This window comes from Tabrizicola sp. (genome assembly GCF_051645465.1).
GTDB lineage: Bacteria > Pseudomonadota > Alphaproteobacteria > Rhodobacterales > Rhodobacteraceae > Tabrizicola.
Window position 1 is genome coordinate 1 of record NZ_JBOFBI010000157.1, and the last position, 24186, is coordinate 24186.

At 65.6% G+C, this 24186-nt stretch carries 24 protein-coding genes, 1 pseudogene and 1 riboswitch; of the genes and pseudogenes, 11 read left to right on the forward strand and 14 right to left on the reverse strand.

The features are described 5' to 3' along the window. The first annotated feature begins 184 nt into the window (after positions 1 to 184). Both ACRCSW_RS09910 and ACRCSW_RS09915 read left to right on the forward strand, forming a co-directional pair. Positions 185 to 511 (forward strand): conjugal transfer protein TraD, encoded by a 327-nt coding sequence (locus ACRCSW_RS09910; RefSeq protein WP_438704680.1) that lies wholly within the window; start codon positions 185 to 187, stop codon positions 509 to 511. A gap of 1 nt (position 512) precedes the next feature. Then, on the forward strand, positions 513 to 782 hold the full coding sequence (locus ACRCSW_RS09915) for a conjugal transfer protein TraD (RefSeq protein WP_438704682.1): 270 nt from the start codon (positions 513 to 515) through the stop codon (positions 780 to 782). An 11-nt stretch (positions 783 to 793) separates the two neighbouring features. Here ACRCSW_RS09915 and ACRCSW_RS09920 read toward each other — a convergent pair whose 3' ends face one another. From ACRCSW_RS09920 to ACRCSW_RS09945, 6 genes are all read right to left on the reverse strand, one after another. Continuing rightward, complete coding sequence (locus tag ACRCSW_RS09920; RefSeq protein ID WP_438704720.1) at positions 794 to 1699, reverse strand: tyrosine-type recombinase/integrase; 906 nt, start codon at positions 1697 to 1699, stop codon at positions 794 to 796. A gap of 324 nt (positions 1700 to 2023) precedes the next feature. Next, a complete protein-coding gene (locus ACRCSW_RS09925; protein WP_438704684.1) occupies positions 2024 to 2785 on the reverse strand; it encodes an ATP-binding cassette domain-containing protein in 762 nt (253 codons plus the stop codon). Continuing rightward, complete coding sequence (devC, locus tag ACRCSW_RS09930) at positions 2785 to 3948, reverse strand: ABC transporter permease DevC (RefSeq protein WP_438704686.1); 1164 nt, start codon at positions 3946 to 3948, stop codon at positions 2785 to 2787. The genes ACRCSW_RS09925 and devC overlap by 1 nt, the downstream gene beginning before the upstream one ends. After that, the gene (locus ACRCSW_RS09935; RefSeq protein WP_438704688.1) at positions 3941 to 5056 is read right to left on the reverse strand and encodes an efflux RND transporter periplasmic adaptor subunit; all 1116 of its coding nucleotides are present in this window, start codon (positions 5054 to 5056) and stop codon (positions 3941 to 3943) included. The genes devC and ACRCSW_RS09935 overlap by 8 nt, the downstream gene beginning before the upstream one ends. Continuing rightward, positions 5049 to 6431 (reverse strand): HAMP domain-containing sensor histidine kinase, encoded by a 1383-nt coding sequence (locus tag ACRCSW_RS09940; protein ID WP_438704690.1) that lies wholly within the window; start codon positions 6429 to 6431, stop codon positions 5049 to 5051. Before ACRCSW_RS09940 ends, ACRCSW_RS09935 begins: the two co-directional genes overlap by 8 nt. Next, positions 6428 to 7150: a response regulator gene (locus tag ACRCSW_RS09945; protein ID WP_438704691.1), complete on the reverse strand. Its 723-nt coding sequence runs from the start codon at positions 7148 to 7150 to the stop codon at positions 6428 to 6430. The genes ACRCSW_RS09940 and ACRCSW_RS09945 overlap by 4 nt, the downstream gene beginning before the upstream one ends. A 272-nt stretch (positions 7151 to 7422) precedes the next feature. On the opposite strand from ACRCSW_RS09945, the gene ACRCSW_RS09950 reads away from it, so the two are divergent. After that, positions 7423 to 7761, forward strand: a complete 339-nt coding sequence (locus ACRCSW_RS09950; RefSeq protein ID WP_438704693.1) for a hypothetical protein — start codon at positions 7423 to 7425, stop codon at positions 7759 to 7761. A gap of 8 nt (positions 7762 to 7769) precedes the next feature. On the opposite strand, the gene ACRCSW_RS09955 is transcribed toward ACRCSW_RS09950, so the two are convergent. From ACRCSW_RS09955 to ACRCSW_RS09980, 6 genes are all read right to left on the reverse strand, one after another. Then, the gene (locus tag ACRCSW_RS09955) at positions 7770 to 9275 is read right to left on the reverse strand and encodes a tripartite tricarboxylate transporter permease (protein ID WP_438704694.1); all 1506 of its coding nucleotides are present in this window, start codon (positions 9273 to 9275) and stop codon (positions 7770 to 7772) included. Between the two features lie 9 nt (positions 9276 to 9284). Next, complete coding sequence (locus ACRCSW_RS09960; RefSeq protein ID WP_438704696.1) at positions 9285 to 9734, reverse strand: tripartite tricarboxylate transporter TctB family protein; 450 nt, start codon at positions 9732 to 9734, stop codon at positions 9285 to 9287. 22 nt (positions 9735 to 9756) lie between these two features. Next, positions 9757 to 10731: a tripartite tricarboxylate transporter substrate-binding protein gene (locus ACRCSW_RS09965; RefSeq protein ID WP_438704698.1), complete on the reverse strand. Its 975-nt coding sequence runs from the start codon at positions 10729 to 10731 to the stop codon at positions 9757 to 9759. A gap of 70 nt (positions 10732 to 10801) precedes the next feature. Further along, entirely contained in the window at positions 10802 to 11782 is a 981-nt protein-coding gene (locus ACRCSW_RS09970) for a tripartite tricarboxylate transporter substrate-binding protein (RefSeq protein WP_438704700.1), read from the reverse strand. 200 nt (positions 11783 to 11982) lie between these two features. After that, the gene (locus ACRCSW_RS09975) at positions 11983 to 13335 is read right to left on the reverse strand and encodes a sigma-54-dependent transcriptional regulator (protein WP_438704701.1); all 1353 of its coding nucleotides are present in this window, start codon (positions 13333 to 13335) and stop codon (positions 11983 to 11985) included. Continuing rightward, positions 13335 to 15170 (reverse strand): sensor histidine kinase, encoded by a 1836-nt coding sequence (locus tag ACRCSW_RS09980; RefSeq protein WP_438704703.1) that lies wholly within the window; start codon positions 15168 to 15170, stop codon positions 13335 to 13337. The genes ACRCSW_RS09975 and ACRCSW_RS09980 overlap by 1 nt, the downstream gene beginning before the upstream one ends. Before the next feature lie 147 nt (positions 15171 to 15317). Here ACRCSW_RS09980 and ACRCSW_RS09985 point away from each other — a divergent pair, with 147 nt between their 5' ends. Continuing rightward, positions 15318 to 16220, forward strand: a complete 903-nt coding sequence (locus ACRCSW_RS09985) for an alpha/beta fold hydrolase (protein ID WP_438704705.1) — start codon at positions 15318 to 15320, stop codon at positions 16218 to 16220. Between the two features lie 33 nt (positions 16221 to 16253). On the opposite strand, the gene ACRCSW_RS09990 is transcribed toward ACRCSW_RS09985, so the two are convergent. Next, on the reverse strand, positions 16254 to 17144 hold the full coding sequence (locus ACRCSW_RS09990; RefSeq protein WP_438704706.1) for an SMP-30/gluconolactonase/LRE family protein: 891 nt from the start codon (positions 17142 to 17144) through the stop codon (positions 16254 to 16256). A 128-nt stretch (positions 17145 to 17272) separates the two neighbouring features. Further along, a riboswitch (cobalamin riboswitch) is annotated at positions 17273 to 17485 on the forward strand. A 30-nt stretch (positions 17486 to 17515) separates the two neighbouring features. Here ACRCSW_RS09990 and ACRCSW_RS09995 point away from each other — a divergent pair. The 7 genes from ACRCSW_RS09995 to ACRCSW_RS10025 all read left to right on the forward strand — a co-directional run bounded on the left by ACRCSW_RS09995 (position 17516) and on the right by ACRCSW_RS10025 (position 23673). Continuing rightward, entirely contained in the window at positions 17516 to 17647 is a 132-nt protein-coding gene (locus tag ACRCSW_RS09995) for a hypothetical protein (protein WP_438704707.1), read from the forward strand. After that, positions 17644 to 18429 (forward strand): ABC transporter ATP-binding protein, encoded by a 786-nt coding sequence (locus tag ACRCSW_RS10000; RefSeq protein WP_438704709.1) that lies wholly within the window; start codon positions 17644 to 17646, stop codon positions 18427 to 18429. The genes ACRCSW_RS09995 and ACRCSW_RS10000 overlap by 4 nt, the downstream gene beginning before the upstream one ends. Then, a complete protein-coding gene (locus ACRCSW_RS10005) occupies positions 18430 to 19359 on the forward strand; it encodes an ABC transporter substrate-binding protein (RefSeq protein WP_438704711.1) in 930 nt (309 codons plus the stop codon). Between the two features lie 40 nt (positions 19360 to 19399). Further along, positions 19400 to 20752 carry a flavin monoamine oxidase family protein gene (locus ACRCSW_RS10010; RefSeq protein WP_438704713.1) on the forward strand — a complete coding sequence of 451 codons (1353 nt, stop codon included), beginning with the start codon at positions 19400 to 19402 and terminating at the stop codon, positions 20750 to 20752. Further along, a complete protein-coding gene (locus ACRCSW_RS10015) occupies positions 20749 to 21054 on the forward strand; it encodes an FAD-dependent oxidoreductase (protein WP_438704715.1) in 306 nt (101 codons plus the stop codon). Before ACRCSW_RS10010 ends, ACRCSW_RS10015 begins: the two co-directional genes overlap by 4 nt. A gap of 124 nt (positions 21055 to 21178) precedes the next feature. Continuing rightward, positions 21179 to 22234 (forward strand): FecCD family ABC transporter permease, encoded by a 1056-nt coding sequence (locus tag ACRCSW_RS10020; RefSeq protein WP_438704716.1) that lies wholly within the window; start codon positions 21179 to 21181, stop codon positions 22232 to 22234. Further along, positions 22231 to 23673: a cobyric acid synthase gene (locus ACRCSW_RS10025; protein WP_438704718.1), complete on the forward strand. Its 1443-nt coding sequence runs from the start codon at positions 22231 to 22233 to the stop codon at positions 23671 to 23673. The genes ACRCSW_RS10020 and ACRCSW_RS10025 overlap by 4 nt, the downstream gene beginning before the upstream one ends. A gap of 121 nt (positions 23674 to 23794) precedes the next feature. Here ACRCSW_RS10025 and ACRCSW_RS10030 read toward each other — a convergent pair. Then, positions 23795 to 24186 (reverse strand): annotated as a pseudogene (locus ACRCSW_RS10030) (peptidoglycan-binding protein LysM); the annotation flags it as partial.

Sequence of the window (24186 nt, forward strand, 5' to 3'; positions counted from 1 at the left end):
ATAGATCGCCATCGCGATCAGATCATTGGCACGAGGCAGGCGACGTCGGAACGACGTATAAGCGCGCCCTCCCTCGATAAAATCTCGGGCCGGACCAGAGCGTCCCGCCCCGTTCCGGCGAGCCTACAGCGTTTCGGCAGGCGCTCATCTATCATCGCAGCATCAACAGCTTAGGGAGATCGCGATGCGAAAGCCACGGGATTTCGACGCGGAACTGAAGGCGCTGGAGGACAAGGCGCGAGACCTCAAGACCCGCAAGGTGCAGCAGCTCGGTGAACTGGTCATCGCCACCGGCGCCGACGTCCTCACTGCAAACGAACTGACCGGCGCGTTGATCGTGCTGGCCGAGACGACGCACACTGGCAAGAGGGAGGCATGGGCCAAGCGCGGGGCGGCGTTCTTTCGCGGCCGTTCGCCCCGATCTCCTCCGGCGTCTGTGCCAAACACTGACCGCTCTCCGGCGCCATCGGGCGGCACGCAACCGGCTTCAGGCGGAACACGCGCGGCATGACATGCGCAGCTGGCAGGTCGAACGTCGCAAGCGCACCCGGCACCTGATCGAACTCGGCGGACTGGTCGTCAAGGCCGGGATCTTGGACCTCACAGATGATGATCGCGCCCTGATCTACGGCGCACTCATCTGGATGGCCGAGAAGCTCCAGAGCGCGCAAGCCGAGCATGCGCGCGCGGTCTGGACCGCGAAGGGCAAGCACACGTTCGAGGCGGATCGCAAGGGCAACGCGCCCGCTGATCCGGCGGGGAATCCGGCGGGTTTCACTTAAACCAGCGAATGTCACGCCCGCGCAAGCACCACGACCTCACCGCTTCCACCGGTCGCATAGCGCGCCCAGGCCTCCATCAACACCCGTCGCCGTTCGAACAGGTCAGAGCGCGAATAGGCCCGTGCGACAGTGGTTCCCACAGAATGGGCAAGGGCAGCCTCGGCAATCTCGAAGTCGGCGCGGGCGCTTTCGCTGCACCAGTCCCGGAAGGTCGACCGGAACCCGTGGGTGGTTATCCCCTCGACCTTCATCCGCCCGTAGAGCGCCTTGAAGGCCATGTCGGACATGATCTTTGCGTTGCCGTCCTTGTCGCGCTGGACGCTCGGAAAGATGAGGTGCGCGTCGAGCCCCCGGACCTTGGCCAGCACGGCAAGCGCTGCCTTGGAGAGGGGCACACGGTGCGCCCGGCGAGCCTTCATCCGTTCGGCCGACACGGTCCAGACCCCGGCCTTGTCATCGATTTCTTCCCACGCCGCGCCCCGGATTTCGCCGCTGCGCGCGCACGTCAGGATGGCGAACTCCAGGGCGCGGGCCGAGACGCTTTCGCGCTCGGAGAGTTGTGCCATGAAGTTGGGCAGGTCGCGCCAGGGCAGGGCAGCCATGTGAAGCGGCTCGCGGTGGAATGTCTCAAGTGAGCGGATCGTGCCGCGCGCCGGGTTCGCGTCGTGGTACTGGCCCCGGTCAGTGGCATAGTCGATCACCTGCGCCATCCGGACTTTTAGCTTGCGGGCGGTCTCGTGCCGACTGCGCCAAAGCGGCTCAAGAACCTCGACCACATCGGGTCTGCGAATGTCCTCAATCGGGCGGTTGCCGATCTTGGGGAAGGCGTAGGCTTCAAGGCTGGACAGCCAGCGCTTGGAATGGCTCTTGGCCCATGTGGGTTCCTCTTTGGCATAAAGCTGCCGCGCCATCCACATGCACGCCAAGCGCCAGCTCTCCCTTTGCGCCCCTGTCAGCAAAGGTTCCCGTCGTCTCCATCCCACAGATTTTTCTACCAGTTTCGGTGGGATTGGATGAAGCACCGTCGTACACATTAACGTAGGGGACCAAGCTGTGTATCAATGAAATAGGGACGATATGAGTTTACGTGAGACTAGGCTGGATGATAGTTCAGCGGCCCCCCTCGCCACCACATTTCCTTACATGATCAGCCAATGACACAAGGCATTCGGCAGCAGCTGCCTCCGGCCTGGTTCAGGGCAATGTCGGCCAGGGTTCAGGCGCGCCAATCGTCGTCCGCTTCATGAGCCGGACTGCAACGCCTGCTTGCGGGCCGGGTGGACAACGACTTCGGCCTGCGAACCGCTCTCGGGCAGGATGCGCCCGTCCTCCATCTCGACGATGCGGTCCGCGATGTCGAGAATGCGGTTGTCGTGGGTCACCATCAGCACGGTCATGCCCCGTTCGACCGCCAGCCGCTGCATGAGCTCGATCACATCCCGGCCGGTCTTGCTGTCCAGGGCCGCTGTCGGCTCGTCGGCCAGCAGTAGTTCCGGCTTACCGACCAGGGCACGGGCGACCGCGGCGCGCTGTTTCTGGCCGCCCGAGATCTGGTCCTGATACTTGTGCGCATGATCGGCCAGCCCGACAGCCGAGATGACTTCCATGCACCGTTCCTTGGCGTCCCCTGCCCCAGCCTCGCCCTTCACCTCAAGCCCCATCCGCACGTTCTGCAGCACGGTCAGGCTGCGGTGGAGGTTGTGGTGCTGAAAGACGAACCCGGCCCGGCGGCGGGTTTCGACCATCACCGCCTCGTCCGCCCCAAGAAGCTCGCGCCCCAGAACCTTGACCGAGCCCTCCAACACCGACCTCAGGGCGCCGACGAGGGTCAGAAGCGTGGTCTTGCCGCAACCCGAAGGCCCCATGAGGAAGGTCGTCTTGCCGCGCTCGACGTTCAGCGACAGGTCACGCAGGACCAGGCGGCGAAGGTCGCCGTCGCCGAACCAGTGGTTCAGGTGCGATATCTCGACCGCGAAGCGGGTCGGAGGGGTCGGGGCGTTCATCAGAACACCTCTGCTGGGTCGGCGCTGTAGATGCGGCGCATCGCGATGGTCCCCGCGGTGACGCACATCGCGACGGTAAGGAGGAAGACCCAGAAGACCCGGCTCCACGTCATGATCATGTCCATCGCCACGGCGGCCCCGACCAGCCGGTAGAGCAGAAACGACAAGAGAAGCGCTGGGACGAACCCGAAGACCGTCAGGATGGCGGACTGCTCGTAGACGATGGCCAGAAGGTAGCGGTTCCTGAATCCCATCGCCTTGAAGGTGGCATACTCGCTCAGGTGATCCTGCACATCGCTGGTCAGGATCTGGACGACGATCACCGCGCCGACGAACAGACCAACGAGGACGCCGAAGGTGAAGATGGTCGAGATCGGGCTGTTCGTGCGAATGAAGTTGCGGGTGACTTCGATGAAGTCGGGCATCGTCCAGACTTTCACTTCGGTCGCGCCGATGGCTTTGGTCGCAGCATCGGCCATCGCATTCAGATTGCGTCCCGGCTCGACGGTCAGGAGGCCCATATTGATGACGCCCGGATGCCGCGACGGATCGAGCTGCAGGAACGTTTCGCGCGACACGATTGCGTAACCCTCGGCACCGAAGCTTGCGCCGATGTTGAAGGTTCCGATTGCCGTCATCGTTTCACCGGCAAACTTCACTTGCGGCTCTTCGCCGGCGGCAATCCGGGCAAAGAAGGCGGTGAAATCGCCACGCGTGCCTTCGTCGATCAGGAACGTGCCTGCGGTGCGCAAAGACGGTATCTGGGCGTCGATCTTGGGGTTGGCAAAGACCCGGACATCGGTCGGCACGCCGAAGACGACGATCTGTCCGACGGTTCCGTCCGACGGCTTTGTCCAGCTCATCGTTCCGATGTAGATTTCTGCCCAGTCGCTGATGCCCGGAACGCCCGCCGCCTGAACAAGCCTCCGGCGCGAGAACGAGCCTGAATCCGGCACGATCCCTTCGGCATCCGCGCTCATGATCACGAGATCGGTGGCGAACTGCTCGTGAACGACCGTCGTCGCGTCGAAGAGCATGTTCATGAAGCCAAGCTGCATGAAGACCAGAAGCACCGCGAACCCGACGCCGGATGAAGCCACGATGAACCGCGACTTGCTTTGCGTCAGCTGCAGCCAGCCCAGCGGTGTCCTGCCCCTAAGCATCGTCGCCCTCCGGCGCGGCAAAGGTCACCAGGACCTGCAGCCCCGAAAGATCGCGGGTGGCCGCCGACGAGGCCTGGTCAAGCTCGATCCAGACCTCGACTACGCGGGCGTCGACGATTGCGGCCGGATCGGTCGACATGATGGACTGATCCGAAATGCGCACACCCAGCCGCGTGACCTTGCCGGTCAGCTCGGCCGCCAGTGCGCGGGAGGTGACGGTCGCGCCCTGCCCCACCGACACACCCGAGATGTCGGTCTCGTAGACCTCGGCCCGGACCATCATCTGACCGGTGTCGCCGATCTCGGCAAAACCCGAATCGCCGATCTGCTGGCCGATCCGGCCATAAAGCGCGAGGATACGCCCATCGATCGGCGCCACGACCGACGACTTCGCATAGTCCGCCTCGGCCTTGGCCCGCTCGGCGATCGCCGAGTCCAGTTCGGCCTGCGCGCTCGCCTGATCGATCCGAAGCCCGCTTGGGTCGCGCAGCCGGTTGCGTTCCAGCTGAATCTCGGTGTTGCGCAGGTTGTAGGTGGCCGACTGGACGTCAAGACGCAGGTCCACCAGCGCCGTATCCTCGTAGATGCCGGAATCCCGAAGCCGGGTCCTGCGGTCAAGCTCGACCTGCGCCTTTTCCAATGCCACGCGCAACTGGTCGACCTGTGCTGCAAGCTGCGCCTCGGTCGCGTCAAGATCGGCGGCGCGCGCAGCCAGCGCGACGCGCTTCAAGGCCTCGTTCGCAACCGCTTGCGCCAGGGCCGCCTTCAAGAGCGGCTCGGAATCCAGCACGGCCAGCACCTGGCCTTTGGTCACGGCCTCGCCCTCTGCCACCCTGATCTCGTAGATGCGACCCGCATCCTGGCCGGTCGGGGCCGCCACGGTCACCCGATTGCTGACGGGCAAGACCTCGCCCAGGGCAGTGATGTTGCGGGACGCAACGACAACCGGCGCTTCGGCGGCGGTGCGTTCCGCTTCCAGTTCCCGAAGAAGGGGCAGGCCGAAGAAATATCCGCCTCCGCCCAGGATCAGGACGATGGCAAGGATGATCCACCGGCGTGACCGTTTCTTGCGCCCGGCGGGTGGCTTGGTTGCTGCTGTTTCAGTCATGATCCGGCTCCGCATCGGTCAGTCCCGCGGTCTTCGGCAAGGTCAGCGTGACGACCAGCCCTTTCGGCTGGTTGTCCGTCAGGGCAAGCTTGCCGCCATGGCGCTCGACCAGATCGCGGGCAATCGCGAGGCCAAGCCCGAAGCCCTCGGACTTCTGCGCTGTCCCCGACCGCACCGCCTCAACCCGCGCGAACGGCTCCAGCACCCTGTCCCGATGGTCGAGAGGAATGCCCGGCCCGTTGTCCCGCACCTCGATCTTCACTGCATCGGGCGTCGGGCTGGACAGGATCACATGCGCTTCCTTCGCGAACTTCGCGGCGTTGCCGACCAGATTGTCCAGCACCCGCCGGATCAGGTCCCGGTCGCACCGCAGGACCAGCCGCTGTGGCCCCTGATACTCGATCCGGTGCCCCTGATCCGCATAGTCGTCGACGACCGTCTTTGCCAAAATCGCGATGTCCAGAAGCTCCAGCCGCAGCGGACGGCCTTCGGACCGCAGAAAACTCAGCGCGTCGTCGATCATGCGCTCCAGCACGTGCACGTCCTGTTCGATGGCCGCTGTCGTCGGGTTCTGCTCCAGAAGCTCCAGCCGCAGGCGCAGCCGCGTCAGGGGCGTGCGCATGTCATGCCCGATCGAGGCAAGGGTCTGCGACCGGTCGCTGATCAGCTTCCTGATCCGCTGCCGCATCTTGTTGAAGGCACGCGTTGCCCGGCGGACCTCTACCGGGCCACGTTCGGGTATATCCTTCGCATCGGCATCCCCGGCAAACCGCTCCACCCCCCGCGCCAGATCGCCGATCGGCGCGACCAGTGCCGATCCCGCCCAGACCGACAGGAACATTATGGTCAGGGACAGTATGAACAGCCCCAGCAGGGCGATCGTCCGCGGCACCCTCTGGATAAACGAGTCGCCCCGTGCCTCGAACACCAGCCATCCACCCGTCGGCAACTGCGCCGCGACGGCGAAGGATCGCATCGGCAACATCGATGTCAGACCGCGATCGTCGGTGCTGAAGACCCGCATCCGGGACTGCCAGTCGGGCGGAGCTATACTGATCAGCGCGGTTCCGAATACCTCATCCAGCGCCCCTGGAGAAAACGACAGATCGTCCTCCAGCCGGAACCGATCGTCATTTTCGACAAGGTCGGAGAACCGGCTGGTCATGCCCCCGACATCCGTCACATCGGTCATTCGAAGCGCCGTCAGCATCGGCTCCGAGATGCTCATCGCAAGATCGACCCGGCCGTCGCCCGCTCTGGCCAGCGACTGGTCAATCATTATGATGGTGCTGATATGCGCGACGATCTGGGTGAAGATCAGCAGCACGGCGATCTGCCACCGAACCGGCCAGCGGGTGGGGTTGAACCGGCTCATTGCTCGGTCACGACCACGGACGCAGTGAAGACATAGCCGCTGTGCCGCACGGTCTTGATCAGCGAGGGCGAGCTGGCCTCGGGCTCGATCTTCGACCGCAGCCGCGAGACAAGCGTGTCGACGCTGCGGTCGTAGGGCTCTACCCGGCGCCCCTGCGCAAGCTTCATCAGCACGTCACGGCCCATCACCTTGCCCGGATGTTCGCAGAAGATCCGCAGGCATTCGAACTCCAGGCTGGTCAGCTCGACCCGGACACCGCCTGGATCGAAAAGCTCGCGCGACTGCGTGTCGAGCTCCCAGCCCGCAAAGCTGAACGACACCGGCGTCAGCTTCCGCCCGTTCACCAGGCCTTCGCTTCGCCGCAGCACCGCCCGGATCCGCGACACCAGCTCGCGCGTGCTGAAAGGCTTCGTCACATAGTCGTCCGCCCCCAGGTCGAGCCCGCTGATCCGGTCGCGCTCTTCGCTCATCGCGGTCAGCATGATGATCGGGGTCGGGTGCGAGGTCCTGATGCGCCGGGCGATCGAAAGGCCGTCCTCGCCGGGCAAGAGCAGATCGAGGAGCACCAGATTTGGCGGGTCCTCCGTCATGACCCGGTCTACGCCCTTGCCGTCCATCAGATGTGTGGTGCGAAAACCCGACCGCTCCAGGAACCCGCAGACAAGGGAACCGATGGCCGGGTCGTCTTCGACAAGAAGGATGTGTGTCAGCGCGCTCATGCCCCCCTTTTCGCGCCGACCCGGCCCGAAGTCACCAGCGCGTATTTGTCAAATCTTGTCTGGTAGAGCCACCATCTGCGCTGTGTCACGCCCAGGGTCCAAAACCCGGACACCGCCCGCATCGAACCTTCAGGCCTCGACCGCAAGGACAAATTTCGAGACATTTCAACACCCTTCATGTGAATCCCATCAGGCATAGTGACAGCATGGCCAGGACGGCCCGCCCCCTCGGCGCGCTTCAGGTCCGGCCTTTGGAAACGAAGGAGCACAGCATGAACCGGTTCCCAGTCCTCAGAATGCTCGCCGCAGCTTTGCTGCTGGCACTGCCGTCCGGCGCGCTGGCCGAAAGCCCTGCCGCTCTTGTCGCCGACGGAAACCCCTGGGCAGCTACCATGCCAAACGGGCGCGATGTGACGATCACGTTCTTTCCCGACGGCAGAGTGACGGTGAAGATGGGCATGATGAGCCGGAAGATGACCTGGCAGCCGACCGAAGACGGGCTCTGCCTGTTCGGCGGCCCTGGCGGCGACCGCTGCATCCGCCTTGAACCGACGGCCAACGGTTTCGTCGGGTTCGACGGCGAGGAACAGGCGCTCAGCCTCAGCCGCTAGGTCCTGCTTCAGTCGCCCTCCACGAAGACCTCGTCCCGCTTGCGCCGGATCTGCGGCATCAGGACCACCAGCAGCACGGCCACCGACAGAAGCAGCAGCGTCAGGCTGATCGGCCGATTGAGGAACGTCATCGGATCGCCCCGCCCGATCGTCATCGCGCGGCGGAAGTTTTCCTCCAGCATCGGACCCAGCACGAAACCCAGCAGCAACGGTGCCGGCTCGCAGCCCAGCTTCAGAAGAAGGTAGCCCACAAAGCCGAAGAACGCGACGGTGTAGAGGTCGTAGACGTTCGAGTTCACGCTGTAGACCCCGATCGCCGAGAAAACCATGATGATGGGGAACAGGATCCGGTAGGGTACCTTCAACAGCTTCACCCACAGCCCGATAAGCGGCAGGTTGAGCAGGATCAGCAACAGATTCCCGATCCACATCGAGGCGATAAGGCCCCAGAACAGTTCCGGCCGTTCTGAAGCGACGTTAGGCCCCGGCACGATCCCTTGGATGATCATCGCCCCGAACATCAGGCCCATCACCGGATTGGCGGGGATGCCCAGCGTCAGAAGCGGGATGAACGATGTCTGGGCGGCTGCGTTGTTGGCCGATTCCGGCCCCGCCACGCCTTCAAGCGCACCGTGGCCGAATTCCTCGGGCGTCTTCGAAATCCGCTTCTCGATCGTGTAGGAGGCGAAGGCTGCGAGAACCGCCCCGCCGCCGGGCAGAACTCCCAAGGCCGAGCCGAGCGCCGTCCCTCGGATCATCGGCGCGACCATGCGGCGCAGGTCTTCGCGCGACGGCCAGAGCGAGCCGAGCTTCGTCCCCAGAACCGTGCGGTCCTGCTCGCCTTCAAGTTTCCGCAGAATCTCGGCCACGCCGAACAGCCCGACCGCGATGGCCACGAAGTTCAGCCCCTGGTAGAATTCCCGGACCCCCAGCGTAAAGCGGGGCGTACCTTCGAATATGTCAGCGCCGACAAGACCCAGAAGAAGGCCGAGAACGATCATCGCGACGGCCTTCAGCACCGATCCGTGGGCAAGCGCTACAGAGGCGATAAGGCCAAGAACCATAAGCGCGAAGTTCTCCTGCGAGCCGAATTCAAGGCCAAGGGCGCTCAGCGGAAGCGCGAAAAGCGCGACAAGGAACGTAGCCACCGTTCCGGCAAAGAACGACCCGAGCGCGGCAACAGCCAGGGCGGTTCCAGCCTTCCCCTTGCGCGCCATCTGGTGGCCATCGATGGCAGTCACCGCCGACGAGCTTTCGCCCGGCATGTTGATCAGGATCGCGGTCGTCGATCCGCCATATTGTGCGCCGTAGTAGATGCCAGCGAGCATGATGAGCGAGGAGACGGGTTCGAACTGGTAGGTGATCGGCAACAGCATCGCGATCGTCGCCGTTGCCCCGATGCCAGGCAGGACGCCGATCAGTGTGCCAAGGATCACACCGACCAGGCAAAACAGGAAGTTCTCAGCTGTGGCGGCTGTGGCGAAACCAAGCGAGAGGTTCGACAGAAGGTCCATGATGTTCCTTCAGAAGCCCAGCCAGGGGCCGAAACGCCGCAACGGCAGGCCAAGCCCGTAGCTGAAGACCAAAGTCGCGAAAAGTGTCAGGCCTACCGCCATGAGCAGGATTTCGATAAGACGCATCTTGCGGGACGCGAAAGCGGCGATCACCGCCGTAAGGAACACGGTCGGCACAAAACCAAGCCCTCGGACGGTAAGCCCGAAGAAGATCGGAGCGGCTAGAATGAAGACCGCACCACGCCCGGCGAAGACGCCGAACGGCGCGCCTTCGGCCAGGAATGCCCGGACGCAGAGGGCGAGGCCCAGCACCACAAGGAAGCCCGCCAGGACGAGAGGGAAGTACCCCGGCCCCATCTTGATTGCCCTGCCCAGTTCCAGCCCCATGGCCTGGATGCCGAAGAAGGCCCCGAACAGGATGAAGATCGCGCCCGCGCCGAAATCGGACCTGTTTGTCATGCCACCCCCCCGTTGCGACCCTTCAGTTCGCGTACACGCCCGCCGCTTCGATGATCGGCTTCCAGCGCGCAAGTTCCGCCTCGTGCCGCGCCTTCAGCGCTGCAGGCGTCGCGTCGTCGACAGGCGACGGCGCGGTACCAAGCTCGTTCAGCCGCCCTGCGACGTCCGGATCGGCCAGCGCCACCTGAAGCGCCGCCGACAGCCGCTCGTTCACCTCGGCGGGTGTGCCAGCGGGTGTGTAAAGCCCGTGCCAGACGACGATCGACACGCCCTCAAGCCCGGCCTCGGCTGTCGTCGGAACGTCGGGCAGGATTTCCAGCCGCCCGGGCGACGTCACTGCATAGACCTTCACGCCCCCGCCCTTGATCTGCTCGGCGGTGTTCGTCGTCTGGTCGCACATCATGTCGATCTGCCCGCCCAGAAGCTCGGTCATGGCAGGACCCGTCCCCTTGTAGGGCACCGGCACGATGGGCGCGTCGATGGCCTGCTGAAAGAGGATGCCACAGAGATGCGAGGCACCACCGATCCCCGCATTGCCCATGGTGATCGTATCGGCGTTCTCCTTCACATAGGCGATCAGCGAGGGCACGTCCGTCGGCTCAAAATCCTTGCGCGCGATGACGGTCATCGGCACGTCGGTGATCAGCCCGACATAGTCGAAGGCAGTCGCGGTATCGTAGGGCAGGTCTTTGTAAAGCGCCGCCGAACTTGCCATGCTGATGTTGTAAAGCAGGATCGTATAGCCATCCGGAGCAGCCGCCGCAGCCTGTGCCGCACCAACGGTACCGCCCGCACCGCCCACGTTCTCCACCACGATCGGCTGACCCAGGTCCTCCGCCATTTTCTCGGCAATCAGCCGTCCGACAGTGTCTGTCGGCCCCCCGGCGGCGAAGGGCACGATCATCGTGATCTCCCTCTCCGGGTAAGTCTGGGCCTGAACCGATGCGGCGGTCACGACAGCAGCGAAAACGACGGCGAGCCGTGTGATGGTGTTCATGATGTCCTCCATGGATTGGCCGGATAGCCGGACGGTCCGGGCGCGGGAGCTTGCACCCGGACCGCTTCGCTCAGTCGGCGTAAACGCCGGCTGCTTCGATCACCGGCTTCCAGCGGGCAATCTCAGCCTCAAGCTTTGTCTTCAGCGCGGCGGGCGTCGCCTCTTCGGCGGACGACGGCTTGGTCCCAAGCTCACCCATCTTCGCAACCACATCCGGATCGGCCAGCGCCTTCTGGAGGGCCGCGGCAAGACGGTCGTTGACCTCGGCCGGAGTGCCCTTCGGCGTGTAGATCCCATGCCAGACCCCGATTTCAAAGTCGGCAAGGCCGCTTTCCTGGGCCGTTGGCAGATCCGGGAAGATCTCAAGCCGCTCAGACGTCGTCACCGCGTAGGCCTTGATCGTGCCGCCCTTGATCTGTTCGGCGGTGCCGGTCGTCTGGTCGCACATAATGTCGATCTGCCCGCCCACAAGCTCGGTCATCGCGGGGCCGGTTCCCTTGTAGGGCACCGTCACCAGCGGCGTCTCGGTCGCCTGCATGAACAGCATTCCGCACAGATGCGAGGCCGCGCCGATCCCGGCGTTGGCCATCGTGATCGTGTCGGCGTTCTCTTTCACATAAGCCAGCAGCGACGCGAAGTCCGTGGGTTCCAGGTCCTTCCGGCTGACGATGGTCATCGGCACTTCGGTCACAAGGCCCACGTATTCGAAGGAATTCAGCGTGTCGTAAGGCAGCTCGCGGTAAAGCGTCGCGCTGGTGGCCATCCCGATGTGGTGCAGCAGGATCGTGTAACCGTCCGGTTCCGCCCCGGCCGCCTGCGCCGCGCCTACAGTGCCGCCCGCGCCACCCACGTTCTCGACGATGATCTGCTGGCCCAGATCGGCCGACATCTTCTCGGCGATCAGCCGTCCGACAGTATCGGTCGGGCCTCCGGCCGAGAAGGGCACGATCATCGTGATCTCGCGCTCGGGGTATCCTTGCGCCAAGGCGGATTGCGCCGTCAGCAAAGCCATTGCCGCAAATGCAGCGGCCATTCCCTTCGATCGGGTCATCTGTTCCTCCCAAGAACTGAACCGGCCGCGACCGGACTCTCCTCCCCGCCGCGATGCGCCAAATCAGACAGCCGGTTCGATCGCGCGGCAAAGCGCAAATCCGGGGAACGTTCGGCTTTCTGGGCTTCGAGAGTACTGGATGGGTCGGAATCCACCCGAACCGCCAAAGCACGCGGGTGGATTTCCACCCATCCCGGCCGTCAGCCGTCCGAGTCACCCCCGTCGACGATCAGCTTCCGGTCCAGCCCATGCTTCTGCATCTTCTCGTAAAGCGTCTTGCGCGAGATGCCGAGGAGTTCGTACACCGGCTTCAGCCGCCCGCCATGCGCCGCAATCGCCGCAGCGATCACGCTGCGCTCGAACGCCGCGACCCTGTCCGCAAGGAACGGCGCGGCACCCGCACCCTCGGCGGGGTCCATCCAGTCGAGCCCCAGCGTAAACCGCTCCGCCGCGTTCCGAAGTTCGCGCGCGTTGCCCGGCCAGTCCCGCGCCGCAAGCGCCGCCAGAAGCTCGGGTGGGGCCGTAGGCTCGGCCACGTTGTGCCGCGCCGCCGCCTCGCGCAAAAGCTGCAGGAACAGGATCGGAATATCCTCACGCCGCGCAGCCAGCGGCGGCACACGCACCAGGGCCACGTTCAGCCGGTAGAACAGGTCCTCCCGGAACCGCCCCGCCGCGACTTCTTCGGCCAGATCGGCCCGGCTTGACGCCAGGAACCGCACGTCCAGCGGAACCGGCTCGTTCGAGCCAAGCCGGGTGATCGTCCGCTCCTGCAGGACACGCAGCAGCTTTGCCTGCAAGTCCAGCGGCATCGACCCGATCTCGTCCAACAGGATCGTGCCGCCCCGCGCATGCTCGAACCTCCCGTAGCGGGCACGAAGCGCACCGGGAAACGCCCCCGCCTCATGCCCGAAAAGCTCGCTTTCGATCAGCGTCGCGGGCAGTGCAGCACAATTGATCGCGATGAATGGCCGATCCGCCCGCCGCGACAGATCGTGCATCGCCCGAGCGGCGACCTCTTTCCCCGCGCCCGTCGGCCCCAGGATCAGCGCGTCCGCATCGCTCGGCCCGATCGCGCGCAGCCGGAACCGCAGGTCGATGATCACAGCGCTGCGGCCCGGCATCCGCGCCTCCAGATCGTCCTTCTGCCCCGCCACCGCCCGAAGCCGGCGGTTCTCAAGCACCAGACCCCGCCGTTCCAGCGCCCGGCGGAGCGCCGAAACCAGCGTCTGCGTCGTGAACGGCTTTTCGATGAAGTCATAGGCCCCGCGCCGCATTGCATCGACGGCCAGCTGCACCTCGGCATGCCCCGTGATCAGGATCACCGGGACCTCGGCGTCGATCTCGCGCAGCCGTTCCAGAAGCGTGATCCCGTCCATGCCTGGCATACGGATGTCGGTGATCACCGCCCCGCCAAAGGCCGGCCCCGCGCGCTCAAGCGCTTCCTGTGCGGTGGCAAGCGCCGTCACCGCGAAGCCCGCAAGCTCCAGCGCCTGCGCGGTCGAGCGGCGCATCTGATCATCGTCGTCGACAAGAAGAACCGGCGCACCGGCCATCACTCGGCCGCCATACGATCTGACCGCGCCGCCCGAAGCTCGACCGTGAAGACGGCACCGCCTTCCGGATGGTTCGCAACCCGCAGGTCGCCGCCAAAATCCTTCACGATGTTGTACGAAATCGACAGCCCGAGCCCCAGCCCCGACCCCACCTGCTTCGTCGTGAAGAACGGGTCGAAGATGCGGTCGGCAATGGCCGCAGGGACCCCGGGTCCATGGTCGCGGATGCGGATCACGACCTTGCCATCCTCTTCGACCGCGCCAAGCGTGATCCGCCGGTCAGCAGCACCTTCCACCGCGTCGGCGGCGTTCGACAGGATGTTGACCAGAACCTGCTGCAGCCGGACAGCCCCGCCGATCACCGCCGGAAGATCGGCCGGGATATCCGTCTCGACCGCGACCCCGGCAGCCGCCAGCCGCGCCTCGGCGATCCGCAGCGCATCGGTGACCACCGGCCCCAGCGCGATCTCGCTCAAGGCCTGGTTCGGTTTTCTTGCCACGTTCCGCAAGTGCCGCCCGATCGCGGCCATCCGGTCGATCAGCGACACGATCTCGCGCACGTTTTCCTTCGCACGGACCGGATCGCCGCGTTCAATGAAAATCGCCGCGCTGTCGGCAAAGTTCCGTGCCGCCGCAAGCGGCTGGTTGATCTCGTGCGACAGGGCCGCCGACATCTGTCCCAGCGCCGCCAGCTTCCCCGCCTGCACCAGATCAGCCTGAGTCCGCCGCAATTCCTGCTCGGTCTCGCGCCGTTCGGCGATTTCCGCCTCGATCAGGCGGTTGACACGCGCCAGATCGGCGGTCCGTTCCTCGACCCGATGCTCCAGCTCCGCCTGCGCCCCGGCCTGCATCGCGATCCGCTCGGCCATCCGCCTGCGCCCCTGAAAGACCAGAAGGCCGATCAGCAACCCAACCCCCAAAGCCAGGACAAACGCCGCCGTGGCCAGCCGTGCCTGGCCCCGCAGATAGGCGGTGTCGAGAAGGACATGCACCGTCCAGCCCGCGCCCGCCATGGTCTCAGACGCCTCCAGGTACTCCCGCCCCGCGCCGTCTTGCGTGGTCAACGCGATCAGCGGCACCCCGAAGGCGTCATCCCGGCTCTGGTACAGAACCCCGATCGGCATTTCGGCATAGCGCCGCGAGTCTTCGGTTTCGGCCTGCCGTTCAGGCGTCAGCGGCAGCGTGGCCTTGTAAAGCCAACCCGGATCGGACGACATGAAGACGATGCCCGCCGGGTCGGTCACGATGATCTCATGCTCGGCCGAATTCCAACTGCTCTCGATCGCATCGACGCCGATCTTGACGGCGATGACCCCGGCCACATCTCCCGCTGCATCGCGCACAGGCGCCCCGAAGAAATAGCCCCGGATGCCCGAAGTCGTCCCGATGGCAAAGAAGCGTCCCGTGCCCCCGGCAAGCGCTTCGGTGAAGTACGGCCGATAGGCAAAGTTCTTGCCCATGAAACTGTCGGTCAGATCGAAATTGCTGGCCGCGATCGTATTCCCGTCGCGGTCCATCACATAGATGTCCGAAGCCTCAAGCGCCGTGTTCGCCCATTTCATCCAGCGGCTCATCGCAAGCCGGTCTACGGCGCCCGCGTCCACCGCGAAAAGGCCCCGCACCCTGGGGTCCTCCGCCAAGACGCCGGGCAGGGTTTCGTAGCGTTTCAGATAGCCGTCCAGCGCGTTCACCGTCAGCTGCAGCGCCGTCTCGGCCCGCGCCTCGCCTTCGCTCAGGTAGAACCGCGCCGACAGGCGGTCCACCGCCGCGACAAGCGCAAGGGCGGCCAGGCCGATCAGCGAAACGATCACCATCCTGCGGCGATTGCCGAACACGCTTGCCTCCCCCCGTCAGCTGCGCAATCCGGCGATCTTGGAAGAAACTTCGGCGCTTGTATAGAAGGACGGTCCGCCCGGTTGACGCGGCTGGTCCGCTGTGGCCCTCTCGACGTCGTGGACCCACCCGAAGGAAAGGTGACACCCGTGGCAATACGGCCCGTTCCGGATGAGACCGGCCTTTTCCCCGGCTTCCAGACGGTAGACGTCGACACGCCCCGCGGCCCCATCCGCGCGCGGATCGGCGGCAAGGGTCCACCGCTCCTCCTCCTCCACGGCTATCCGCAAACCAGCGCGATGTGGCATGCAGTGGCGGCGCGCCTGAAGGACCGTTTCACCCTCGTCTGCGCCGATCTTCCGGGATACGGGTCAAGTTTCAGACCCCCCGTGGCGTCAGACCACGCGCCGCACTCCAAACGCGCCATGGCCGCTGATCTTGTCGCGGCGATGCGGGCGCTCGGGCATGAAAACTGGTTCGTCGGCGCCCATGACCGTGGCGCGCGGGTCGCGCATCGGATGGCGCTCGACCACCCCGCAGCGGTGCAAAGGCTTGCCATCCTCGACATCGCGCCCACGCGGGAAATGTACACGCACACGACCGACGCTTTCGCGCGGGCATACTGGCACTGGTTCTTCCTGATCACGCCACCGCCCTTCCCGGAGAGGATGATCCTGACCGATCCGGATGCCTACTGGCTCGCAAAATGCGGCGCGGGCTCGGCAGGCTTGAAACCCTTCCACGCCAAGGCTCTGGAGGAATATCTCCAGACCTTCCGCGACCCCGATGTCGTGTCCGCCAGCTGCGAGGACTATCGGGCCGCAGCAACCATCGACATCGCCCAAGACGACGCAGACGGTGGACGCAAGGTCGAAAGCCCGCTTCTTGTGCTCTGGGGCGCCATGGGTGTGATCGAGCGCTGCTTCGACGCGCTCGCGCTCTGGCGTTTGCGGGCGGCAGATGTCAGGGGCCACAGCCTTCCCGGCGGTCACTACCTGGCCGAAGAACTGCCCGACGCAGTCGCAGCCGAGTTCGCCGCCTTCTTCGGTTGACAGCCCCTTCAGGCAACAACTCCACCGGCGCCATCACGGCCACTGCGCGCCCCGCCGGTTCAGGACGATCGAATAAAGCCCCGTCGTCGCCGTGATGAACAGCCGGTGCTTCGCCCGCCCCCCGAAGCAGAGGTTCGACACCACCTCGGGCACCAGCACCTTCCCCATAAGATGCCCGTCCGGCGCGATGCAATGTACCCCGTCCCCAGCCGATGACCAAAGGTTCCCCTCGCTGTCCACCCGCACCCCATCGGCGCAGCCGGGGGCGATCTTGTGGAAAAGCCGCCCACCCTTCGGCCGCCCAGACCCCATGTCGAAGACCAGGATATGCTGCGGATCGTCCGTGAACGCCCGGCCAGTGTCGGCCACGTACAGCAGGCCCTCATCCGGGCTGAAGGCCAGACCGTTCGGGCAGGCCATATCGGTGATCACCGCCTCAATCGCGCCCGAAGGGTCCACCCGGTAGACCGAGCACGGAAGCTCCGCCTCGGCCTTGAAGCCTTCGTAGTCAGTCACGATCCCGTAGTGCGGATCGGTGAACCAGATGCCCCCATCCCGCGCCACGACCACGTCATTCGGGCTGTTCAGCCGCTTGCCCCCATATCCATCCGCGATCACCGTCACCGACCCGTCCCACTCCGTCCGCGTCACCCGGCGCGTTCCATGCTCACACGAGATCAACCGCCCCTCACGGTCGCGCGTATGCCCGTTGGCATAGTTCGACGGCGCGCGGAACGTCGTCAGCCCCTCCTCGCCCCAGCGCAGGATGCGGTTGTTCGGGATGTCCGAGAAGAGAAGACAACCCATATCGCCAAACCACACCGGCCCCTCGGCCCAGTCGAACCCCTCGGCCAGCTTCTTCACCGGCGCGTTGTGCAGCACATAGGACCCGAAGACCGGGTCGATGATTTCGAAGTCGGACATGGGGCACCTCCACCTGCCATCACTGTTCCGATGTGGTTCCCTTGGGTCAAGGGCCGGACCACGATGCCCCCGCTTCGCTGCCAGGTCCCGATCCGTCGCTTTCCGTCTTGATCCCCGCCAAGATCCGGCGCACACCTGAAAGCGATGGTTCCCGGCAGAAGCCAAGCAACGCCGGGTGAAAAGGGAATGGGGTGAGGTGTAGGCATCAGCCGCCAAATCCCCGACTGCCCCCGCAACTGTAAGCGGCGAGCGACCCCCGATGCCACTGGCCGAAAGGCCGGGAAGGCGGGGGAAGCACCGACCCGCGAAGTCAGGAGACCTGCCATCGAAGCAGTCAACCACCGGGCGGGGTGCCCCGGAAGGAGTATTCGATGGACGGCAATCACCAGAGGCCCGTGGCCTCACCCCCCCACGCCGTGGCGCAATCCGCGCCGCACCGGATTCTGGTCTGCAAGGCCTGCAAGCCTGGCATCGTCGTGACCGCCAAGGGCGCCATCCAATGACCCCCGCCCCCATACCTCCAGCCGTCGAGCTATCCGGCGTCTTCTGGGGACCGCGCCGTCATCTCGACATCCTGCATGACATCGGGTTCAGCCTGGCGGAAGGCGAGGTCATGGCGATCTGCGGCGCGAACGGCGCGGGGAAGTCCTCGCTCCTCCGGCTCCTCTATCGCCACCAGGCCCCGCGCAAGGGCACCGTCCGGCTGATGGGGCGCGACATCTGGCTGATGGGCGCGCCCGAAGCCGCCCGCATCGTCGCCGCCGTTCTGCAGGAACAACCAACCGACTTCGCCCTCACCGTGCGCGAGATCGTGGCCCTCGGCCGTCTGCCACACCGCAAGGGCTTTGGCCCGAGCCCTCACGACAACGCCATAGTGCAGGCATCGCTTTACCGGATGGACCTCGCCCATCTGGCCGATCGCGCCTTTGGCACCCTCTCGGGCGGTGAGCGGCAGCGGGTCATGGTGGCGCGTGCCCTGGCGCAAGAGCCTCGGGTCCTCATCCTGGACGAACCGACCAACCACCTCGACATCCGGCATCAGCTGGAACTCCTAGCACTTCTGCGCGGGCTTGGCCTGACCGTGATCTCCACGCTCCACGACCTGACGCTTGCCGCCGAATTCGCCGACCGCGTTCTGGTCCTGTCCGAAGGCCGCATCCTCGCCGACGCCCGCCCCGACCAGGCCCTGAGCGAAGCGACCATCGCCAGCGCCTTCAACGTCACCGCCCGCGTGGACCGTACCGGTCTCGCACCCCGCTTTTCCTTCCAGCTTCAGGACCACTAGATGCGCCTTGCCTGCCTTGCCCTTCTTCTGTCTGCCACCCCTGCCCTTGCGTTCCCGGTCACCGTGCAAAGCTGCAACCGCGAGGTCACCTTCGACGCCCCCCCCGCCCGCGCCATCGCCAACGACGTCAACCTGGTCGAGATGATGCTGGCCCTTGGCCTCCGCGACCGCATGGTCGGCTACACCGGCGTCTCTGGCTGGAAGACGCTGGACGAGGAACTCCGGAAGGACATCGCCGAACTGCCCGAGCTTTCCGCCCAATACCCGACCCGCGAGGTCCTTGCCGGGGCCGAGCCCGACTTCTTCTTCGCAGGCTGGAACTACGGCATGAAGGTCGGCGGCGAGGTCACACCCGAGACGCTGGAGCCACTTGGCATCAAGACTTACGAGCTGACCGAAAGCTGCATCTTCGTCGGGCCGAAAGCGAAAAGCTCGATGCAGGACATGTACGCAGACCTTCTGAACCTTGGCCGTATCTTCGGGGTCGAGGACAGGGCGAAGGAACTGGTCGCGGGCTACGAAGCCAGGCTTGCCGAACTCACCACCGGCGTCAACCGCGCCACCCCCCTTCGCGTCTTCGTCTATGACAGCGGCGAGGAAACCCCCTTCACCGCCGGGGCCTACGCCATGCCGACCGCGTTGATCGAGGCGGCAGGCGGCGTGAACATCATGGACGACCTCGACAAAAGCTGGGCCACCATCGCCTGGGAGCCGGTGGTGGACCGCAACCCCGAAGTCATCGTCATCGTGAACTATGGTGACGTGACCGCCGAACAGAAGATCGCCTTCCTTGAAGGCAACCCTGCCTTCGCGAACATCGACGCCGTAAAGAACGACCGTTATGTGGTCCTCGAATACGTCGAGGCCACGCCCGGCCCCCGCAACATCCGCGCGGTGGAAAAGCTGGTCGCCGGGTTTGCCGCAGATTAGACGCTCTGAAAAGGTCAATGCGGACAGGGGACCCCGCAACATGATCCAACGCCGCGAGGCCTTAGCCCTTCTGCCCGGAGCCCTTCTTGCTCCGCGCTTCGGCCATGCCCAGACCGGCCGCAGCGTCGTGGTGATCGGGGCCGGGATGGCGGGCCTTGCCGCCGCGCGCGACCTGCAGTCCGCCGGAGCAAAGGTCACGGTTGTCGAGGCGCGAAACCGGATCGGCGGGCGCATTCACACCTCTCGCCTCTGGCCCGGCCTGCCCGTCGATCTTGGGGCCAGCTGGATCCACGGCACCGATGGCAACCCCCTGACCGCGCTGGCGGATGAGGTCGGAGCCCGACGGGTCGACACCCGGTATGAACGGGGCTTCTCGCTCCGGCCCGACGGCTCCAAGGTCGATCTGACCTCGGCAATGGACGACGCGGGGAAGCTGGTCGCCGATGCCCGCACAGCCGCCGAACGCCTGCCGTCCGACGTGTCGCTGGCCGAGGCGATCCAGTCCTCCCCCGCCTGGCAAGACGGCGATGCCCTGACCCGCCGGATGATCCGGCACTACGTCAACGCGACCGTCGAACTGGAATACGCCGGCGACTGGTCCGAGATTTCCGCCTGGAATTTTGATCAGGGTGACTTCTTCCCAGGCCCCGATGTCCTTTTCCCCGATGGCTACGACGCCATCCCGACCCGCCTTTCCCAGGGCCTTACCCTGCGCATGGGCCAGGTTGTCACCGCCCTTGCCCCCACCCCGACCGGAGTCGCCGTCACCCTCGCCGACGGCAGCACGCTGACTACGGACCACGCCGTCGTCACCCTTCCGCTTGGCGTCCTGAAATCCGGCCGCGTCGCCTTTGGCGAACCGCTGGCCCCAGCCCGTGTCACCGCAATCGACACCCTTGGCATGGGTCTTTTCAACAAATGCTGGCTCCGCTTCGACAGCACCGCCTGGGACGCCAAGGTCGACTGGATCGAGTGGCTCTCCCCTCGCGACGGGTTCTGGTCGCAATGGGTCAGCCTGGCCCGCGCAACCGGCGCGCCAGCGCTCGTCGCCTTCCACGGCGGGGCGCAGGCGCGAGAGCTTGAGGCCCTTGACGACAACGCCACCCTTTCCGCCGCCAGCGAAGCCCTTCGCGCCATGTTCGGCACCGATTTCCCTGCCCCTGTCGCCGCACAAGTGACCCGCTGGTCGCAAGACCCCTTCGCCCTCGGCAGCTACTCGTTCATCACCACCGGCACCTCGCCCGACACCCGCCGCGCGCTCGCCGGGGCCGACTGGGACGGCCGCCTCGTCTTCGCCGGCGAAGCCACCGAGCCCGACCACGCCTCCACCGCCCACGGCGCCTGCCTCTCCGGCCAGACCGCCGCCCGCACGATCCTGGAGAGCACCGGATGACCCTGCCTCGCCCCCCCGACCCATCGCTCATCGCATGGCTTCGCCGCTCTTCGCTTTTGCGGCAGCCCTTACCCCTGCGAGAAGGAGTGACCCGCTGGTCGCAAAACCCCTTCGCCCTCGGCTACTCCTTCCTCGCCACCGGCACGACACCCAACCCCCGCCGCGCGCTCGCTGGGGCCGACCGGAACGGCCGCCTCATCTTCGCAGGCGAAGCCACCGAGCCCGACCACGCCGCCACCGCCCAGGGCGCCTGCCTCTCCGGCCAGACCGCCGCCTGCACGATCCTGGAGAGCACCGGATGACCCTGCCTCGCCCCCCGAACCCATCGCTCATCGCATGGCTTCGCCGCTCTTCGCTTTTGCGGCAGCAGGCACCCCTGCGAGGAGTGCACGAAGTGCGTCGACGAGCCTCTGCCGAGGGTCGAACATGACCGAAACCCCCCTCGCCACGCCCCTCAGCCCCGCCCTGCGCCTCACCCGCCGTGCCGGGATCACGCTTGGCGGGGCCGGGGCCCTCCTCTTCTCTATCCTCATCGCCGTCTCGGTCGGAGCCGTCGCCGTCCCCCTCTCCACCGTCTGGGGCGTCCTCGCCAACCACCTGATCCCAGGCCTCGTCACCCCCGACTGGACCCCGGGGCGCGAGGCCATCGTCTGGGACATCCGCTTCCCCCGCGCGCTTCTCGCAGCCCTCGTCGGCGCGGGCCTCGGGATCACCGGAGCCGCCCTTCAATCGGTGACAAGAAACCCCCTCGCCGACCCCCACCTCCTCGGCATCTCCTCGGGCGGAGCTTTCGGGGCCATCGCCGCCCTTCTCCACACCGGCCTCTTCCTCGGCCTCCTCACCGTCCCCTTGATGGCCTTCGGCGGGGCCCTCACCGCCACGCTGATGGTCCTCGCCGCCGCCCGCCTGACCGGAGCCACTTCCGCCGACCGCCTCGTCCTAGCAGGCGTCGCCATCAGCTTCATCATCATGGCCGGGGCCAACATCCTGATCTTCCTCGGCGACCCCAAGGCCACCCATACCGTGGTCTTCTGGATGCTCGGCGGCCTCGGCCTCGCCCAATGGTCGCACCTCCTCTACCCCCTCGCCGTCCTCCTCCCCGCGGGCCTCTGGCTCTGGACCCAAAGCGCCGCCCTCAACGCCATGTCCCTTGGCGACGAAACCGCCGCCTCCCTCGGCATCCCCGTCGCCCGCTTCCGCCTGTCCGTCTTCGTCGCCGGGGCCCTCATCACCGGCGTCATGGTCGCCTTCTCCGGCATCATCGGCTTTGTCGGCCTCATGATGCCCCACCTCGTCCGCCTCCTCACAGGTGGCGACAACACCCGCGTCCTGCCCCTTTCCGCCCTCTTCGGCGCGATCTTCCTGGTCCTCGCCGACACCCTCGCCCGCGTGGTCATGGCCCCCGAGGACATGCCGATCGGCGTCGTCACCGGCCTCGTCGGCGGAGTGTTCTTCCTCTACCTGATGGCCCGAAGAGCATGAGGATCATGATCCAGGGCGCCGGCTCCAACGTCGGCAAGTCCCTCCTCGTCGCCGGCCTCTGCCGCCTCTTCACCCGCCAGGGCCTGACAGTCCGCCCCTTCAAACCCCAGAACATGTCCAACAACGCCGCCGTGGCTGAAGGTGGAGAAATCGGTCGCGCCCAGGCCCTTCAAGCCCGCGCCTGCAAGACCCAACCCACCGTCCACATGAATCCCGTCCTCCTGAAGCCCGAGTCCGAAACCGGAGCCCAGGTCATCGTCCAGGGCAAGCGCCTGACCACCGTCCGCGCGAAAGACTACGCCGCCCTCAAACCCCAACTCATCACCCCGGTGCTCGACAGCTTCCACCGCCTCCAGGCCGAAGCCGACCTCGTCATCGTCGAGGGCGCCGGCAGCCCAGCCGAGGTCAACCTCCGCAAAAACGACATCGCCAACATGGGCTTCGCCCGTGCCTCGCAGACCCCCGTGATCCTGACCGGAGACATCGACCGAGGCGGTGTCATCGCCCAGCTGGTCGGCACGCAAACGGTCCTGGAACCGCAAGACGCCGCGATGATCAAAGGCTTCCTCATCAACAAATTCCGCGGCGACCCGAGCCTCTTCGACGACGGCTACCGCCTGATCCAACAACGCACGGGCTGGCAAGGCCTCGGCGTCATCCCCTGGTTCCCCCACGCCCACCGCCTCCCGGCTGAGGACGCCGCCGACCTCGGAGGCACCAAAGGCACCGGCAAATTCCTCATCGCCGTCCCCCACCTGAACCGCATCGCCAATTTTGACGACCTCGACCCCCTCGCCCAGGAACCGGGCGTCACCCTGAAGATCGTCCCCCCCGGCCAACCCCTGCCCGTCGAGGCCGACCTCATCATCCTCCCCGGCTCGAAGGCCACCATCGCCGACCTTGCCCATTTCCGCGCCCAAGGCTGGGACATCGACCTTGCCGCCGCCCTGCGAAGGGGCGCCCACATCCTCGGCCTCTGCGGCGGCTACCAGATGCTTGGGAAGGAAATCGCCGACCCCGACGGCATCGAAGGCAACCCCGCCTCCGTCCCCGGCTTGGGCCTTCTCGACGTCACCACCACGATGACCCCGGATAAACGAGTGACCGAGACCACCGCCCTCCACCCCGCCTCAGGCACCGAAGCCAAAGGCTACGAAATCCACCTCGGCCGCACCGAAGGCCCCGACCGCACCCGCCCCCTCTTCACCGTCCACGGCCACCCCGAAGGCGCCCAGCGCCCGGACGGAAGGGTGATGGGCAGCTACCTCCACGGCATGTTCACGCAAGACCCCTTCCGCCGCGCTTTCCTTGCGGGCCTCGGCGCCACCCCCGGCAGCACCAGCTATGACGCCAACGTCGAAGAGACGCTCGATGCGCTGGCCGACCACCTGGCCGAACACGTCGACTGCAACACCCTCCTGACGTTGGCCCGATCATAGGTCGGGCTTCAGCCCGACTCCCGGGTGCACCAGCCGAAGCCTCAGCAAACCCGCCGCATTAAAGATGAAAGGACCCCGACTCTCGTCGGGGTCCTGTCGGATAGCCTGGTCAAAGCAGGTCTTACTGGCTCTGACTGTTGTACTCGGCAAGGCCCGTGGACACGATATCGTACCACTCGCCCGATTCCCGCATTTCTGTCAGGCCTTTGTTCAGCATCGCAATATAGATGCGCCCGCGCGGGTTGGTCTTCGCGGTTACAAAGTGGAACGACAGGAAGCGCACAAGCGAAGGGTTGCTGGTGACCTTGTCGAACGCGTCAAGTTGCGCGAACACGTCGTTTGCGGTTTCAAGCTCGATCGAGAAGATGTCCACCTCGCCCGCAAGCAGCGCCTCGGCGCATTCGAGCGGGGTCTTGAGGCGAACCATCGTCACCATCGGCTCGGTCAGGCCTACTTCTTCAAGCGGGAAGGTGCTCCAGTCTGCAGGTTTGCAGATCTTCGTCCCGGCCAGGC